The sequence below is a fragment of the Saccharothrix sp. ST-888 genome, assembly GCF_000955975.1.
In the GTDB taxonomy this organism is placed as follows: Bacteria; Actinomycetota; Actinomycetes; order Streptomycetales; family Streptomycetaceae; genus Kitasatospora.
On the sequence record NZ_JYJF01000044.1, the window covers coordinates 39,854 to 53,255 of the forward strand.

The following is a 13,402-nucleotide window of genomic DNA, read 5'->3' on the forward strand; positions in this document are numbered from 1 at the left end:
GCCCAGCCGCGGCGGCGGGGTTCACCCCCCCCCCCCCCCCGGCGAAGAAGTGCACCCTTGAAGCGTGACTGCATACCGGGTATACATACCAAATATGCATCCTCGCCGATGGTCCGACCGACCCGCCCCGCCCGCACGGTGACGCGCTGCCAGCCACCAGGGGCGCCGTAAGCCGCCAAGGGCGAGCACCCGCACAACCGAGGCCGCCGCAGTCGCGGGTGGCAGTCGCACGAAAGAGAGCCGACGAGTGACAACCCCACACCTGCGGGACACCGCAGGAGCAGTCCCGCGCCTGCACGGCACGCCCCACGGACCCGGCCACCGGTACGGACCGAGGCAGGGACACGGTGCGTTCCAGGCCCGCGCCCTGGGCCACGGGGAACCGGCCGCACGCCGGACCACCGGGACGAGCGAGGCCCGATGAAGATCTCCGCCTGGTGGGCCGCGCTCCGCATCGCCCGCCGCGACGCGCTGCGCGCCAAGGGCCGCAGTGCCCTGATCGTCGCCATGATCGCGCTGCCGGTCATGGGCGTCACCACTGCGGACGTGGTGACGCGCAGTACGCAGCTGTCACCGCAGGAGAGCGCCACCCGCCTGATGGGCGCCTCCGACGCGTACGTCAGGACGGTGCAGGCCGGCTGGCGCCTCCAGCAGGCCCCGGACCCCGGTGCCGCACTTCCCCGGTTCCCCTCGCGCAACGGCCCGAAGCCCATGCCGACCGAGCAGGAGGCGGCCCGCGCGGCCGAACCGCTGGAGCAGCTGCTCGCCCGGGCCCTGCCGACCGGCGCCAAGGTCCTGCCGGTGGAAGCCCCCTCCGGCTACAGCATGACCAGTACGGCCTACGGCCTGGGGCACGTGCAGACCTGGAGCATGGACCTGACCGACCCGGCCACCCACGGCATCGTGACGCTCCGCCAGGGCAGCTGGCCCAGTGCCCCGTACGAGGTCGCGGCGACCACCGGCTTCCTGGCCGAGTCCGGCCTGCGGGTCGGCCAGAGCACCACCCTCAGGGGCACCACCAAGCCACTGAAGATCACCTCCGCCGTCGAGTACCCGGGCGAGCTGGGCGTGGCGCGGCTGGTGGGCCGGCCGGGAGAACTGAGCGGGCTGCTGGCCTCGACCGAGGAGCACCGGGCCGACCAGGACGCGGCGGTGGTCGGCGCCCACGACTTCCTGGTCTCGCTGCCCGGGCACGCCGCGTTCGGCTGGGAGCAGGTGCAGCAGGCCAACTCCTACGGCTTCACGGTGGCCTCGCGGGCCGTCCTCGCCGACCCGCCGCCGGACAGTGCCGTTCCGCTCTACCGGGACGACCCCTTCTCGCGTCGGACGGCCGCCGCGGCCGCCGCCAAGTCGGCGACCGTCTTCGCCACCGTCCTCGGCATGGCCCTGCTGGAGATCGTGCTGCTGGCCGGTCCGGCGTTCGCGGTCGGCGCGCGCCGCTCCCGGCGGCAGCTCGGACTGGTCGCGGCCGGCGGCGGCAACCGCGCGCACATCCGCGCCGTGGTCCTCGGCGGAGCCGTCGTGCTCGGCGCCACCGGCGCGCTGACCGGCCTGGTGCTCGGCGGCCTCGGCGTGGCGCTCGGACGGCCGTGGCTGGAGACGAGGTCGGGGGCTCGCTTCGGCCACTTCGCCCTGGAGCCGGGCGATCTGCTCGGCATCGTGGCGATCGGCGTCGTGACCGGCCTGCTGGCCGCCGCCGTCCCGGCGGTGCAGGCAGCGCGGCAGCCCGTGCTCACCGCACTCACCGGCCGCGGCACCGCCCGCCCGCCCGCGCTCTGGCTCACCATCGGCGGACTGCTCGTGACGGTGGCCGGGGCGCTCCTCGCGCTGCTCGGTGCCCAGGGCACGCGGACACACGTCGTCATGGCGGGCTCCGTGATCGCCGAACTCGGCCTGGTGGCCTGCACGCCCTGGCTGGTGGGACGGTTCGGCAGGATCGGCCGGTTCCTCCCGCTCGGCCCGCGGCTGGCGCTGCGCGACGCGGCCCGCCATCGCGGGCGCACCGCGCCGGCGGTCGCGGCCGTCATGGCGGCCGTGGCCGGTGCGGTCGCGGTGCTGACCTTCCAGGCGAGCAGCGACGCGGGCGACCGGGCGAACCACGCGGCCTCGGTCTCGAACGGAGCGGTGCTCCTCCAGACCCCCCGGCCGTCCGACGGAGCCGGTTCGGCGGCCTCGGCCGCAGCCACCAGGAACACGGATGCCCTGCGTTCGGCGGTGGCGCAGGCCATCCCCGGGCTGGGACAGCGCGGCGACCTGCAGGAGCTCACCTACGGGGCCTGCGACGAGCAGGCCGGAAGCTTCTGCGGCACAGTGACCCTGAACATGCCCAAGGAGAACCGCTGTCCGCCGCTGGCCGGGGCGGCCGACTCCTCGTCGGGCACCACCGTCAGCGTCCAGGAGGCCGAGCGGCTGCTCGCCCACGATCCCCGGTGCAGGCCGGCCGTATCGGCGACCCTCATCCTGGGCCAGCTGGTCAGCGGGGACGCGACCGTGCTGCGCAATCTGCTCGGGGTGGACGACCCCGCCGCCGCGCGGGCGCTGGGAGCGGGCCAGGTCGTCGTGCCGGACCAACGGTTCGTCAAGGACGGCAAGGTGACGCTGAACCTCACCCGGTACGGCGCCGCCGGCCCGAACGGCATCGCCCCCAACCAGGTCGGCACCGTCAGCCTCCCGGCGGTCGTCGCGAAGGCGACGGCGCCGGCGGTCCAGGCGGTGCTGTCACCGGAGACGGCCGCGGCAGCGGGCCTGGCACCGACCTCCTACGACTCGGTGTGGCTACCGGAGCACGCCCCCACCTCGGCCGAGGAGCAGCGGGCCACCGCCGCCGTCGCCACCGCGGGCGCCCACGGCAAGGTGACCGTGGACCGCGGCTACCGGGGCGCCTCCCACAGCGCCGTCATGCTGGGGCTCGCCATCGCCGCCTCGGCCGTGGCGATCGCGGCCGCCTGCATCGCGACCGGCCTCGCGGCAGCGGACTCCCTGCAGGACCTGGCAACCCTGGCGGCCGTGGGCGCGGCCCCGGGCATCCGGCGCAGGCTGTCGGGCTTCCAGTGCGCCGCCGTCGCCGCGATGGGTGCCGTGGTCGGTGTGGCCGCGGGGTGCGTGCCCGCCGCGGCCGTACAGCGCGTGCAGAACCTCGGCATCAGTCCCCACGTCGATCCCACCGGCGGCATCTACCTGGGCACCACCCCGCTGGTGGTCCCCTGGACGTACCTGGCGGTCATGGTGGCCGGGCTGCCGCTGCTCGCCTGGGCACTCGCCGCCGGGTTCACCCGCTCGCGGGTGGCACTGACCCGCCGGACGGGCTGACCCTCCGACGGTACGGGTGCCGGCGCGACCGGGCGCAGCCACCGGAACAGCCTTCCGGCAGCACTGGATCCATACGTGCGAAACGCTGCTTGACCACCCGGACCTGACAACCACCCTGCCCGCAAGGGCCCAAGCGTGGAGACATGGGGACGTCCGCTCGTCCGCTCGTCCGCTCGTCCGCTCGTCCGGACGACTGGACGACTGGACGACTGGACGACTGGACGAGCGAAGGCAGCGGGCTCGGGCACTCTGCCCGGACCCGCTGCCGCACCGCCGACAGCCGTCTGCCCGGCGGCTCAGCTCCTCGCCTCGTAGATGATGTTGAACGACGTCTCCGCCGCCCGCCGGAACCGCCCGAAGCCGGCCTCGTTCGCCACCTCCCTGGTCCGCGCCTCCCCGGCCTGCGCGCCCATCGCCCGGCCGACCTCCTGGGACTGCGAGGCGGGGACGCAGATCAGCGAGGAAGCGGCGTAGAAGGCCCGGCCGAGCGGATTGAGGTTCTCCGCGAGGTCATCGTGGGAGAACGGTTCGATCAGCATCACGGCGCCGTCCGGGGCCAGCTGCTCCCGGGTGTGCGCCAGCACGCCGACCGGGTCCCCCATGTCGTGCAGGCAGTCGAAGTACGCCACCAGGTCGTACGGCCCGCCGCCGAAGTCCTTGCCGCCCGCGACCTCGAACGTCACCCGCTCCCCCAGGCCGCTCTCGGCGGCCAGCCTGCGGGCCGTGTCGATCGACGACACGTGGTAGTCGAAGCCGCTGAACCGCGCGGCCGGGAACGCCTTCGCCATCAACAGGGTCGAGTGCCCGAGACCGCAGCCGACGTCGGCGGCCTTCCCGCCGGCCTTGAGCCTGTCCACCACGCCGTCCAGGGCGGGCAGCCACTCGGCCACCAGGTGCAGCGCATAGCCGGGACGGAAGAACCGGGCCGTGCCCGCGAACAGGTCCTGATGGTGCTCGTGCCACCCCACCCCGCGACCGTTCAGGAAGGCACGTTCGAGCCGGTCCCGGGACTCCGGCCGGCCGGCCGCCGCGAAGGCCTGGAATCCGCCCAGTACGAAGGCCGGGCTGTCCTCGTCCGTGAAGGCTGCGGCCTGCTCGGGGGAGAGCCGGAAGCGCCCTTCACCGACGTACGTCACGTAGCCGCTGGCGGCCATCGCCGACAGCCACTCGCGGACGTTGCGTTCGACCGTCGCGGTACGTTTCCCGAGCTCCGCCGGGGTGACGGGCTCGCCGTCGGCCATCGCCCGGAACAGTCCGAGCCGCTCCCCGATCGTCAGCAGCGGCGCCAGCGCGATCGCCCCGAGATCCGTGACCACCCTGCCCATCAGCTCGTTGAGCGCACCCTCGTCCAGCGCGCCCGGGTCCACCGGCATCGGACAACTCCCTTTTTGCTACTCCTGTTCGACTGCTCCCACCGCGCCTCCTACCAGCGCTCGTCCCGGACGATGTCCAGGTTCACGAAGCGCGGCTCGCCGACACAGAGGCCGCGCAGCTCCTCGGCGATGTGCTGGGTCTCCGGGAGGCCACTGTTGGCCATGGCCTTGTCGTAGCTGGGGAACTCGACGATGTTCACAAAGTGCGACGGCTTGTCACGGTCCTGACCGAGCATCTCGTGGGTTGCGGTGCGCTTGCCCTCGGTGGCCTCCAGCCACTCGTCCATCAGATGGTCCACCCGGGCCTTCTGCGTGGTCTCGTACTCGATGAGCTGGAGAAATGTCATCGTGCTCACCTTCTTCGATGGAGACGGCGTGTGCCCAGCATCCCGCTGCCGCCGGTCGGCCACCACCCGGTCAGCAGCCGCAGACCGTACCGGAGCCGCTTGTGCCGCACGGCGGCATCCGGACGCTCCTCGGGCAGGGTGGCCGGTCCGTCGCGGTCTGCGGCGAGCTCGTACCGCAGCGCGTCGGCGACCAGCAGGCCGACCAGCTCGGGGACGGCGATCCGGGGCCGGGGCGGGCGGACGAGCTCCTCCAGCAGCGGCAGGCACAGGTAGCTGCGGTAGCTGTAGCGGCCGTCCTTCTTGTCCAGCGCGCAGTCGAGGAACGCCCGCAGTACTGCCGCGCCGTCCGGACAGACCGCGCGGGCCCGGTCCAGCACAGCCGACAGCGGCCCCGGGAGGAAGTGCTTGCCCGTGGTCTGGATCGCGCGGAGGGCGGCGTCAAACGGGAACAGCTCGGGCTCGGCGTCGCGGAGCCAGCCGTTCACGGCCGCAAGAGCGCCGTCGATCGGAGTGTCACGCCTCATCGGGCTCAGACTCCCGGCAGCCCGGTCGGCCAGCGCGTCGGGCGGTACGAAAGGGTGACGTGTGGGGCGGCGCCGAGTGGCCGACCGAACGGAGGCCGTCCACCGTGCTTGGCTGCGCGCATGCGCGACAGGGCCGAAAGTGCAGGCAGAACCGGCAGTGCCGACTGGAACGACGGAGCCGACCTGGCCGGCGAGAGCAGCCGGTGCGGCGGGGAACGCGAGGGCGGCGGGGAACGCGGGCCGTTGCTGCTCTTCGCGAACTTCGTCTCCGACGTGGTCTGCGGCCGGGAGCCCGCCGAACTGAACCTGCACGGGATGGTGCAGTCCTCCCGGAAGGTGTGGCTGGCACGTCCGGGCGACGTGCTGGTGGCGCAGTTCCCGGTGAGCCGGGAATTCCGGCGCTACGTCGGCGGCCTGCTGGGCATGGCGCCCGAGTCGGTCGCCGTGATCACCACCGAGCCCGATCCGACGCTGCCGCTGGCCGAGGCGGTCGAACAGACTCCCGGGCTGACGGGCCGGCTGCGAGCCCTGGTCGCCGAGCGCCCCGGCATCGAGCTGCTGCCCATCGTGCTGGACCGGTCGACGGTCCGGCTCGCCGCCGAACTCGGCGTACCCGTGTCCGGGTACGGCAACCGGCACCCCGGGAGCGGGGGCAGCGGCCCTGAAGCCGTACCCGAGAGCGCACTTGAGGCAGTCGACCGGCTCAACACCAAGAGCGGCTTCAGGGAGGCCGCGCAGAAACTGCACATCCGCGTACCGGCGGGCCGCGCGTGCCGGGACTGGCCCGACGTCGTCGCCGGTGCCCGCGAACTGCTGGACCGGTACCGACAGGTCCTGGTGAAGCCTGCCAGGGCGGCCGGGGGCGACGGCCTTCGCATCGTCACCCGCGCGGACCTGCCGAACCTGGCGCAGCATCAGGACGCCCTGCGGAACCAGCCCGAAGGGTGGGTGGTGGAGGAGTACGTCCCGTTCGTCCGCGACGTCAGCGTGCAGATGGAGGTGGGTCCGACGGGCGCCACCGTCGTCTACTGCGGCGAGATGCGGACCCGGGACTGCAGCTACCACGGCTTCGCCTCACCCCTGCCCGAGCAGGAACGCGAGCGCGCAGGTTCGGGTGGGCATGGAGGCGGCGCCGGGGTGCACCGGGAACTGGAGAGTGCCGGGCTGGCGCTAGGCGGCCATCTCACCGAGTGCGGCTACCGGGGCCGGTTCAGCATCGACGCCGGGGTCACCGAGGACTCGGCCGTGTACGCGGTGGAGAGCAACGTCCGCCGCACCGCCACCAGCACGCGGCATGCCTTGGCGCGACGACTGGCAGCGATGAGCGGCCGGCCCGACCGGGCCTGGCTGGCCGACACCCGGCCCGGCCCGCACGCCACCGACCTGACGGCCGTACAGACGCTGCTTCAGGAGACGGAACTGGCCTACTCCCACCAACGGGGCGAAGGCGTGGTGCTGTCCGTCGAGTCCCTTGTCCCCGACACCGGTTGGCACTACGCAGCGATCGCGGCCGACCTCGGACGCGCGGCCGAACTCGAACGATCCTTGCACGCGCTACTAGACGCCGCGCTCGGCTCCGACTGAGACCGAGGCAGGCCGTCGGCAGAGACCGGAGCTGGGCGCCGGCGCGGCCGCGCGATCGCGCCGCTGTCAGGGACTGCCGAGGGCGCGGTACGTCCAGCCTGCTGAGCGCCAGCGCTCGACGGCGAGGGTGCCGCGCCCGTCGATCACCGTGGGTGTGGCGATCCGGCGGTGGAGTTCGGCGGGGTCGATCTCCCGGTACTCCGGCCACTCGGTGAGGTGCAGCAGGAGCTCGGCGCCGGTGGCGGCGTCGGTCGGATCTCCCGTGTAGTGCAGGTGCGGGAAGGCGGTTCGCGCGTTGCCGACAGCCATCGGATCATGGACGGTGACCTCGGCCGCGGCCCGGTGGAGGGCATCGGCGACAGCAAGGGCCGGGGAGTCGCGGATGTCGTCGGTACCCGGTTTGAACGAGGCGCTCCAGACACCGATCCGACGCCCGCTCAGACCTCCCCCACACAGCTCGCGCGCGAGGTACACCAGGCGCTCCCGGCGACGGAGGTTGATCGCATCAGCCTCCCGCAGGATGGATACCGCCCGGCCCAACCCGAGTTCCTCCGCTCGCGCGATGAACCCGTGAAGGTCCTTCGGCAGACAGCCGCCGCCGAAACCCAGGCCGGGACTCATACCGCGCCGCCCGATCCGGTCGTCGTGACCGAGCACGGCGACGAGTTGGTGGACGTCGGCCCCGGCCGCCTCGCAGAGCTCGGCCATGGCGTTGATGAACGAGATCTTCGTCGCGAGGAAGGCGTTCGCGGCACCCTTGGCCAGTTCTGCCGTCGGTGGATCGGTGACGAGCAACGGGCAGCCGGTGTCCAGGATCTGCGCATGGACGGCCCGGAAGACCGCCTGACTGGTGGTGTCCCCCGCAGCCACTCCGAGAACAATCCGGTCCGGCCGGAGGGTGCCCTCGACGGCACACGACCCACGCAGGAACTCCGGGCTCCACACCAGCCTGACATCCGCACCCGGACGGCTGTACCGGTGGAGGACCGTCCGCAGCGCCTCGCTCGCCCCGACCGGAACAGTGGACTTCCCGATGATCAGCGCACCGTCGTTCAGACCCGGTGCCAGACGTCGGACGGCAGCGTGGAGCTGGGCGAGGTCGTACCCGCCGCTGCCGGGCAGCGCCGGGGTACCGACCGCGAGGACGTGCACATCGGCGAAGTCGGCGGCCTCCGCGTACGAGCAGGTGAACCGCAGGTTCCCGGCGGCGGTGTGCTTGGCGAGGAGGTCGTCCAGACCCGGCTCGTAGAACGGGGCCTGGCCCTCCCGGCTGGCCGGCTGGACCGCGTTCGACGTGGGCCAACACGACGCCGCCCAACGCCACTTCATCCAGGCTCTCCGGCTTGCCCGTGCGGGCAAGGACGTTCAGCTGGGCTGCTACGTCCTGACCACCATGGCCATGCAGGCTCTGCTGCGGGATTTTACCGACGAGGCGGTGGACATGGCCCAGGGAGCTTTCAACCGGACCAGGGACCAGGCCGCGCCCCGGGTGCTGGCCTTCAGTAAGTTGATCGAGGCCCGTGCCCACGCGCGCGGCCGCGATGCCCGTGCAGCCTCGGCCGCGCTCGCAGCCTCCGAGGCCCTGCTCGGACAGGCCGCCCGGGCCGACGGTGAGGAACCGGCCTGGATCGACTTCTATAACCACGCCCGGCTCTCGGCCGATGCCGCCGAGATCTTCCGCGACCTCGGGAATCCCAGGGCGGCGCTGACCTGGAACTCCCAGGCCGCCACCATGGCACCCGGACTCTTCACCCGCTCGGTCGGAATACGCCTCGCCATCGTCGGCACGGTCCACCTCCAGGACCGCGACCTCGATCAGGGCCTCCAACTCGGCAACCAGGCAGTCGACATCCTCGCCCGGGTGAAGTCCGCCCGGGCCCTCGACTACGTCCGGCAATTCAACGCCTCCCTCGTTCCCTGGCACCGCGAAGCGCGGGTGGTCGACTTCCGCGACCGAGTACGGAGTGAGCTCGCGATGGCGGTCTGATCACGACCTGACCACGGCCTGCCGTCCGACCCGACTGCGGTCCGACTGCCCAGTGCGCCGCGCTCTGCCGGCGCCCGGGTACTCAGCGGCCGGCGGCAGCCTGGGACCGGGGACCGGCGATAGTGCTGCACTGTGCGCCCGGCACCACGAAGCCGGATTCGTAGGCCAGGATCACCGCGTGAGTCCGGTTCTGGGCCTGCAACTTGATCAGTACGTTGCCCACATGGGTCTTGACCGTCTCCAGGCTGACAACCAGTTGAGCCGCGATGTCCGAATTGGACAGGCCGCCGGCCATCAGACGCAGGATCTCGCTCTCCCGACCGGTGAGTCCGAATGCGGCTGGGGAGACGGCGTGGGGCGCCGCGGGCCGTGCCGCGACCAGTCTCCGCACAGCGTCGGGGAAGAGGAGGGAGTCCCCGGTAGCCACCGTCCTCACGGCCTGGGCTATCTGCTGGATCGGCGACCGCTTGAGGACGAATCCACTGGCGCCCACCCGGAGCGCGTCATAGACGTAGTCGTCGTTCTCGAATGTCGTGATCACCACCACCTTCGGAGGGGCCGAAAGTTCGGACAGCAGCAGCCTGGTGGCCTCGATCCCATTGACCTCGGGCATTCGGACGTCCATCAGGACGACATCGGGTCGAAGGCTGCGCACCTGGTCCAGCACCTCGGCACCGTCCGTCGCCTCGCCGACGACCGTGAGACCCGGTTGGACCGACAGCAGAGTGCGCAGACCGCTACGGGTCACCTCCTCGTCGTCCGCGATGAGCAGGGAGACTGACCGCTCGGCAGTCGGGGCGGCGACCGGGTCGGATGTCATACGGCCAACCGTAGCGGGACTCGTACGACCAGCTTCCAGTAGCCACCGGCGGGGTGCGGCACAGTCGTCTCCGGTCGGATCGGATCGCTAGCCGCGGGACCGGCCATGACCTCTCCGCGCAGCAGCTGGACCCGCTCGGTGACCCCGACGAGGCCGCGCCCTCCCCCCGTTCGGGTGGCAGCAGAGTGCCTGTCGCTGACCGCATTGACGACCACGATCTCCAGCCACGCAAGATCGGCTCTGACGGTCACCGTGACCGGCCCCGCCTGGTCACCGTGCCGCATCGCATTGGTCAGCCCCTCCTGGACGATCCGGTACGCCTCCCGGGAGACCGTGGCCGGCACTTGGGCGAGGTCGCCGGCGATGTCGACCTGTAGCTCGGCACCCGCCTGCCGGATCCGCTCGAACAGGTCGTGCACATTGGCAAGGGTTCGATCAGGCACGGTGGCTGACGCATCATCACGGAGTGCGCCGAGGACATGGTCGAGGTCGTCCAGCGCACTGCGCGAGGACTCCTCGATGCTTCGCAACGCGCGACGGGCCGCGTCCGGATCCGCCACCAGCAGCTCTCCGGCCACTGCCGCCTGGATGGTGGAGGCAGTCAGCGTATGACCGATGGAGTCGTGCAACTCCTGGGCCAGCCGGTTGCGTTGCGCCAGTATGAGCTGTCTCTCCTCCAGCTCGGCCAGACGTTCGGCGGCGGAGTGGCCCAGCAGGCGCTGGGCCATCACTCGCAGGAACGCCGTTGTGGTGGCGCAGGCCTGGGCGGACATGACCAGAGCGGCCGCCGCCGCCGGCCATACCCAAGCGCCACGCCAGCCCGGCACGATGTCGACGGACAGGCCGAAATACGCGATCTGATCGCCGCCCGAGAGCCATGTCCCGGGCAGCACCAGGCCCGCCATCAGGAGCAGCAGGACCAGCCCTGCCAACAGTCCGCCGAGCCCGATGTGCAGTTGGAGCCAGGCAGCGGTGCGCATCCGGGTCGACCACCGGGACCTCGGACGCTTCGCCGGCTCCGGCAACTCCGCCCCCAGGAGCCGGTTGGCCAGGGCGACGGAGATGAGCCGGGTGGCCCTCGGGAGCCCGAGGAGAACGATCAACGCGACCATCGCAGCGGCGAAGAGTGCCGTGCGCAGCGATGTCGACGGCACTTGCCACAGCCCGACGGGCACGAGAGCAAAGGGGAGAAGGAACACGTTCATGGCGGCACCGATAAACGCGAATACCGCACCCGAGTAGGTACTTCTGCGGCAGAGCGGCCGAATCGTCCTGTGCATGGCGGTCAGTATGGCAGCGGCCTCGCAGGCTCCGCCTCCCCCGAAAGAGCCAGGTTTCCCCTCCCGAAATCGAGGGAGGGAAAGTTCCCTCGCCGTGGGGATGCGCAGGCGCCACCGGACCCGGGATCGTTTGACCATCATTCAGGAGTTCGAAGGGAGAAGGACGTGAGTACCAGAAACAGGGGAATGGCGACATTTTTGGCCATCAGCTTTGCAGGGGCCTGGGGGTGGATGCTCGCGGCCCGGTTCGGCCTGCGTATGTCGCTGGTGAATCCTCTCGCACAGCTTCCCATCGCGTTCATGCCCGCGGCGGCCGCAGTGATCGTGCGGCGATGGGTCACCCGGGAGGGCTTCGATGATGCCGGCCTGGCCCTGCACCTGAAGTCCGCCTGGCGCTGCTACCTGGGCGCCTGGCTGGGCCCGCTGCTGCTCGCCGGCGCCACCTGCGGCCTGGCCGCCCTGCTGGGGCTCTGGCGACCTGACCTCTCCCCGCTCTCGACGGTCGTCCCGGGTCTGCCCGGCTGGGCGTTCCTGCTCCTGCTGATGGCGGCGCCCGTGGTTCTCACTCCACTGTACTGGGGCGAGGAATTCGGGTGGACCAGCTATCTGCGCCCACGGGTGCTTCCCGATCGGCCGACCCTGTCCGTGGTGGTCACGGGTCTCATCTGGGCGGTCTGGCACTATCCGCTGGCATTTCTCGGATACATCGAATTCCCGCATCCGGCAGTCGGTTTGGTTGCCTGGACGGCCTCCTTCCTGTTCCAGGAATTCCTTCTGGCCTGGCTGCGGACCCGCAGCCGGAGCATCTGGCCCGCGAGCCTTGCGCACGCCGGGAACAATATGGTCCTGTCCCTGCCCGTCGGGCTACTGCTGGGAGGAAGCGGGCTCGATGCGCTGGCCCTCACCCTGCTTCCGATACCCGGCATGGCGCTGACAGTCGCCTGGCTCCTCCGCAACAGTCGGCGGAAGAGCCAGCCCAGCCGGCTCGCGGACGTGGCGGTCAGCCGCTGACGGACAGCTCGGAGATCAGGCGGCGGTAGGTGTCGAACGCGGCCTTGGGCGTGTAGTCGTCCCGCAGCAGACCGAACCGGTCGAACAGACCGGTGCCGGAGCTGTCCGCATCACGCAGGTCGAAGTAGCAGTAGCCAGTGAGGTTCAGCTCCTCCCGCAGGCCGTACAGCGTCCGCACGACCTCCTCCAGGACTTCGGCCTGGCGCTGTTCGGAGCGATCCGGGCCCGTCGGCCACCCGTTCTCACAGATCCGGACCGGCACCGATGACCCGATGCCCACCTGGCCCAGCGTGTCCCGGAAGGAGCTCAGTACACCGGCCACCGCTGCGGCTAGCTGTTCCGGAGGAAGGGGGCGGAAGACGTCCGGAAAGAAGTCCAGACCGACATAGTCGAGGGAGCGGTGGAAGCGGTCATCCATCAGCGCGCCGAGTTCCGGCCAGAAGGTGTCGGCAGGATCGAAGTTCGGCACCGCATTGAAACCTATGGCGATGTCGAATCCGCAGGCGAGCGCCTCCTCCTTGGCGGCTATGACGCCTCGAACGACGGCCTCGCGCACATTCGGTGTGCTGCCGTCGAGGATCGGGAGGTAGGCGTTGGGTTCCTCGCAGATCTGCAGCGCCGCCAGGTGCGGGCCCTCGGTCCGTACGACATGGCGGACGAAGTCCACCCAGCCGTCCAACTGCCCGTCCGGCTCACGGAAGGTGAGGGCCAGGTCGAGCACGCGCCCCTCCCCCCGGTACCGGCCGGGGTCCACCGGAGTGGCCGGCGAGTCCAGCACGGCGGCGGACTCGTACGGACGGTACGCACGCACCGCCAGCGTCGGCGCGTCGCCCTGGAGCAGGCGCAGCGCGCCGGTGATCTGCTCCGGCTGGTCGGGGCGTACGGGCTCGAGGATCTCGGCGTCCGTGCCCAGCAGACCGCCCGGATAGATGCCGAAGGTGAAGGTGGAGGTGGAGGCGAAGGTCATGCGCAGCACTCTAGGGGAAATTTCTTGGCGTCACACCAAATTTGGAGCAGCACTATGATTGCCTCATGGGACTTCGGGAGATCAAGAAGCAGCAGACCCGTACTGCCATCGCGGATGCCGCCTTCGGACTCTTCGCCGAGCGCGGCTTCGACCGGGTCACCGTCGCGGAGGTGGCCCGCGCCGCTGGGGTCGCGGTCAAC

12 protein-coding genes are annotated in these 13,402 nt (G+C 71.2%); 5 read left to right on the forward strand and 7 right to left on the reverse strand.

From position 1 onward, the window contains the following. Positions 1-420: 420 nt before the first annotated feature. A complete protein-coding gene (locus UK12_RS16205) occupies positions 421-3,309 on the forward strand; it encodes an FtsX-like permease family protein (protein WP_045303682.1) in 2,889 nt (962 codons plus the stop codon). Between the two features lie 296 nt (positions 3,310-3,605). Here the strand turns inward: UK12_RS16205 and UK12_RS16210 are convergent, their stop codons facing one another. Genes UK12_RS16210 through UK12_RS16220 form a run of 3 tightly spaced genes read right to left on the reverse strand, consistent with a single transcriptional unit; the run spans position 3,606 to position 5,553 of the window. Continuing rightward, positions 3,606-4,682 (reverse strand): class I SAM-dependent methyltransferase, encoded by a 1,077-nt coding sequence (locus UK12_RS16210; protein WP_045303683.1) that lies wholly within the window; start codon positions 4,680-4,682, stop codon positions 3,606-3,608. A gap of 50 nt (positions 4,683-4,732) precedes the next feature. Next, complete coding sequence (locus tag UK12_RS16215; RefSeq protein ID WP_045303684.1) at positions 4,733-5,029, reverse strand: hypothetical protein; 297 nt, start codon at positions 5,027-5,029, stop codon at positions 4,733-4,735. 5 nt (positions 5,030-5,034) lie between these two features. Continuing rightward, entirely contained in the window at positions 5,035-5,553 is a 519-nt protein-coding gene (locus UK12_RS16220) for a hypothetical protein (RefSeq protein WP_052681919.1), read from the reverse strand. A 120-nt stretch (positions 5,554-5,673) separates the two neighbouring features. Between UK12_RS16220 and UK12_RS16225 the strand changes: the two genes are divergently transcribed. Continuing rightward, positions 5,674-7,137, forward strand: coding sequence for a peptide ligase PGM1-related protein (locus tag UK12_RS16225; protein ID WP_045303685.1), 1,464 nt, complete (start codon positions 5,674-5,676; stop codon positions 7,135-7,137). A gap of 66 nt (positions 7,138-7,203) precedes the next feature. Here UK12_RS16225 and UK12_RS16230 read toward each other — a convergent pair whose 3' ends face one another. Next, positions 7,204-8,466: a UDP-glucose dehydrogenase family protein gene (locus tag UK12_RS16230; protein WP_082119665.1), complete on the reverse strand. Its 1,263-nt coding sequence runs from the start codon at positions 8,464-8,466 to the stop codon at positions 7,204-7,206. Here UK12_RS16230 and UK12_RS16235 point away from each other — a divergent pair. Beyond that, positions 8,432-9,124: a hypothetical protein gene (locus UK12_RS16235; protein WP_197084905.1), complete on the forward strand. Its 693-nt coding sequence runs from the start codon at positions 8,432-8,434 to the stop codon at positions 9,122-9,124. The two genes, UK12_RS16230 and UK12_RS16235, sit on opposite strands and share 35 nt — an antisense overlap. An 82-nt stretch (positions 9,125-9,206) precedes the next feature. On the opposite strand, the gene UK12_RS16240 is transcribed toward UK12_RS16235, so the two are convergent. Continuing rightward, entirely contained in the window at positions 9,207-9,944 is a 738-nt protein-coding gene (locus tag UK12_RS16240; RefSeq protein WP_045303686.1) for a response regulator transcription factor, read from the reverse strand. Continuing rightward, positions 9,941-11,224, reverse strand: coding sequence for a sensor histidine kinase (locus UK12_RS16245; protein ID WP_045303687.1), 1,284 nt, complete (start codon positions 11,222-11,224; stop codon positions 9,941-9,943). Before UK12_RS16245 ends, UK12_RS16240 begins: the two co-directional genes overlap by 4 nt. Before the next feature lie 165 nt (positions 11,225-11,389). Between UK12_RS16245 and UK12_RS16250 the strand changes: the two genes are divergently transcribed. Further along, on the forward strand, positions 11,390-12,235 hold the full coding sequence (locus UK12_RS16250; protein WP_045303688.1) for a CPBP family intramembrane glutamic endopeptidase: 846 nt from the start codon (positions 11,390-11,392) through the stop codon (positions 12,233-12,235). On the opposite strand, the gene UK12_RS43325 is transcribed toward UK12_RS16250, so the two are convergent. Beyond that, the gene (locus UK12_RS43325; protein ID WP_045303689.1) at positions 12,225-13,202 is read right to left on the reverse strand and encodes a hypothetical protein; all 978 of its coding nucleotides are present in this window, start codon (positions 13,200-13,202) and stop codon (positions 12,225-12,227) included. The genes UK12_RS16250 and UK12_RS43325 overlap by 11 nt on opposite strands. Positions 13,203-13,267: 65 nt before the next feature. Between UK12_RS43325 and UK12_RS16260 the strand changes: the two genes are divergently transcribed. Continuing rightward, on the forward strand, positions 13,268-13,402 hold a 135-nt coding region (locus tag UK12_RS16260; protein ID WP_045303690.1), incomplete at its 3' end, for a TetR family transcriptional regulator.

What these genes read in the sequence shown, in the direction of transcription:
- UK12_RS16205 (WP_045303682.1), top strand. Translation starts at nt 421, where the DNA reads ATGAAGATCTCCGCCTGGTGGGCCGCGCTCCGCATCGCCCGCCGCGAC.
- UK12_RS16210 (WP_045303683.1), bottom strand. Translation starts at nt 4,682, where the DNA reads ATGCCGGTGGACCCGGGCGCGCTGGACGAGGGTGCGCTCAACGAGCTG.
- UK12_RS16215 (WP_045303684.1), bottom strand. Translation starts at nt 5,029, where the DNA reads ATGACATTTCTCCAGCTCATCGAGTACGAGACCACGCAGAAGGCCCGG.
- UK12_RS16220 (WP_052681919.1), bottom strand. Translation starts at nt 5,553, where the DNA reads ATGAGGCGTGACACTCCGATCGACGGCGCTCTTGCGGCCGTGAACGGC.
- UK12_RS16225 (WP_045303685.1), top strand. Translation starts at nt 5,674, where the DNA reads ATGCGCGACAGGGCCGAAAGTGCAGGCAGAACCGGCAGTGCCGACTGG.
- UK12_RS16230 (WP_082119665.1), bottom strand. Translation starts at nt 8,466, where the DNA reads ATGAAGTGGCGTTGGGCGGCGTCGTGTTGGCCCACGTCGAACGCGGTC.
- UK12_RS16240 (WP_045303686.1), bottom strand. Translation starts at nt 9,944, where the DNA reads ATGACATCCGACCCGGTCGCCGCCCCGACTGCCGAGCGGTCAGTCTCC.
- UK12_RS16245 (WP_045303687.1), bottom strand. Translation starts at nt 11,224, where the DNA reads ATGCACAGGACGATTCGGCCGCTCTGCCGCAGAAGTACCTACTCGGGT.
- UK12_RS43325 (WP_045303689.1), bottom strand. Translation starts at nt 13,202, where the DNA reads ATGACCTTCGCCTCCACCTCCACCTTCACCTTCGGCATCTATCCGGGC.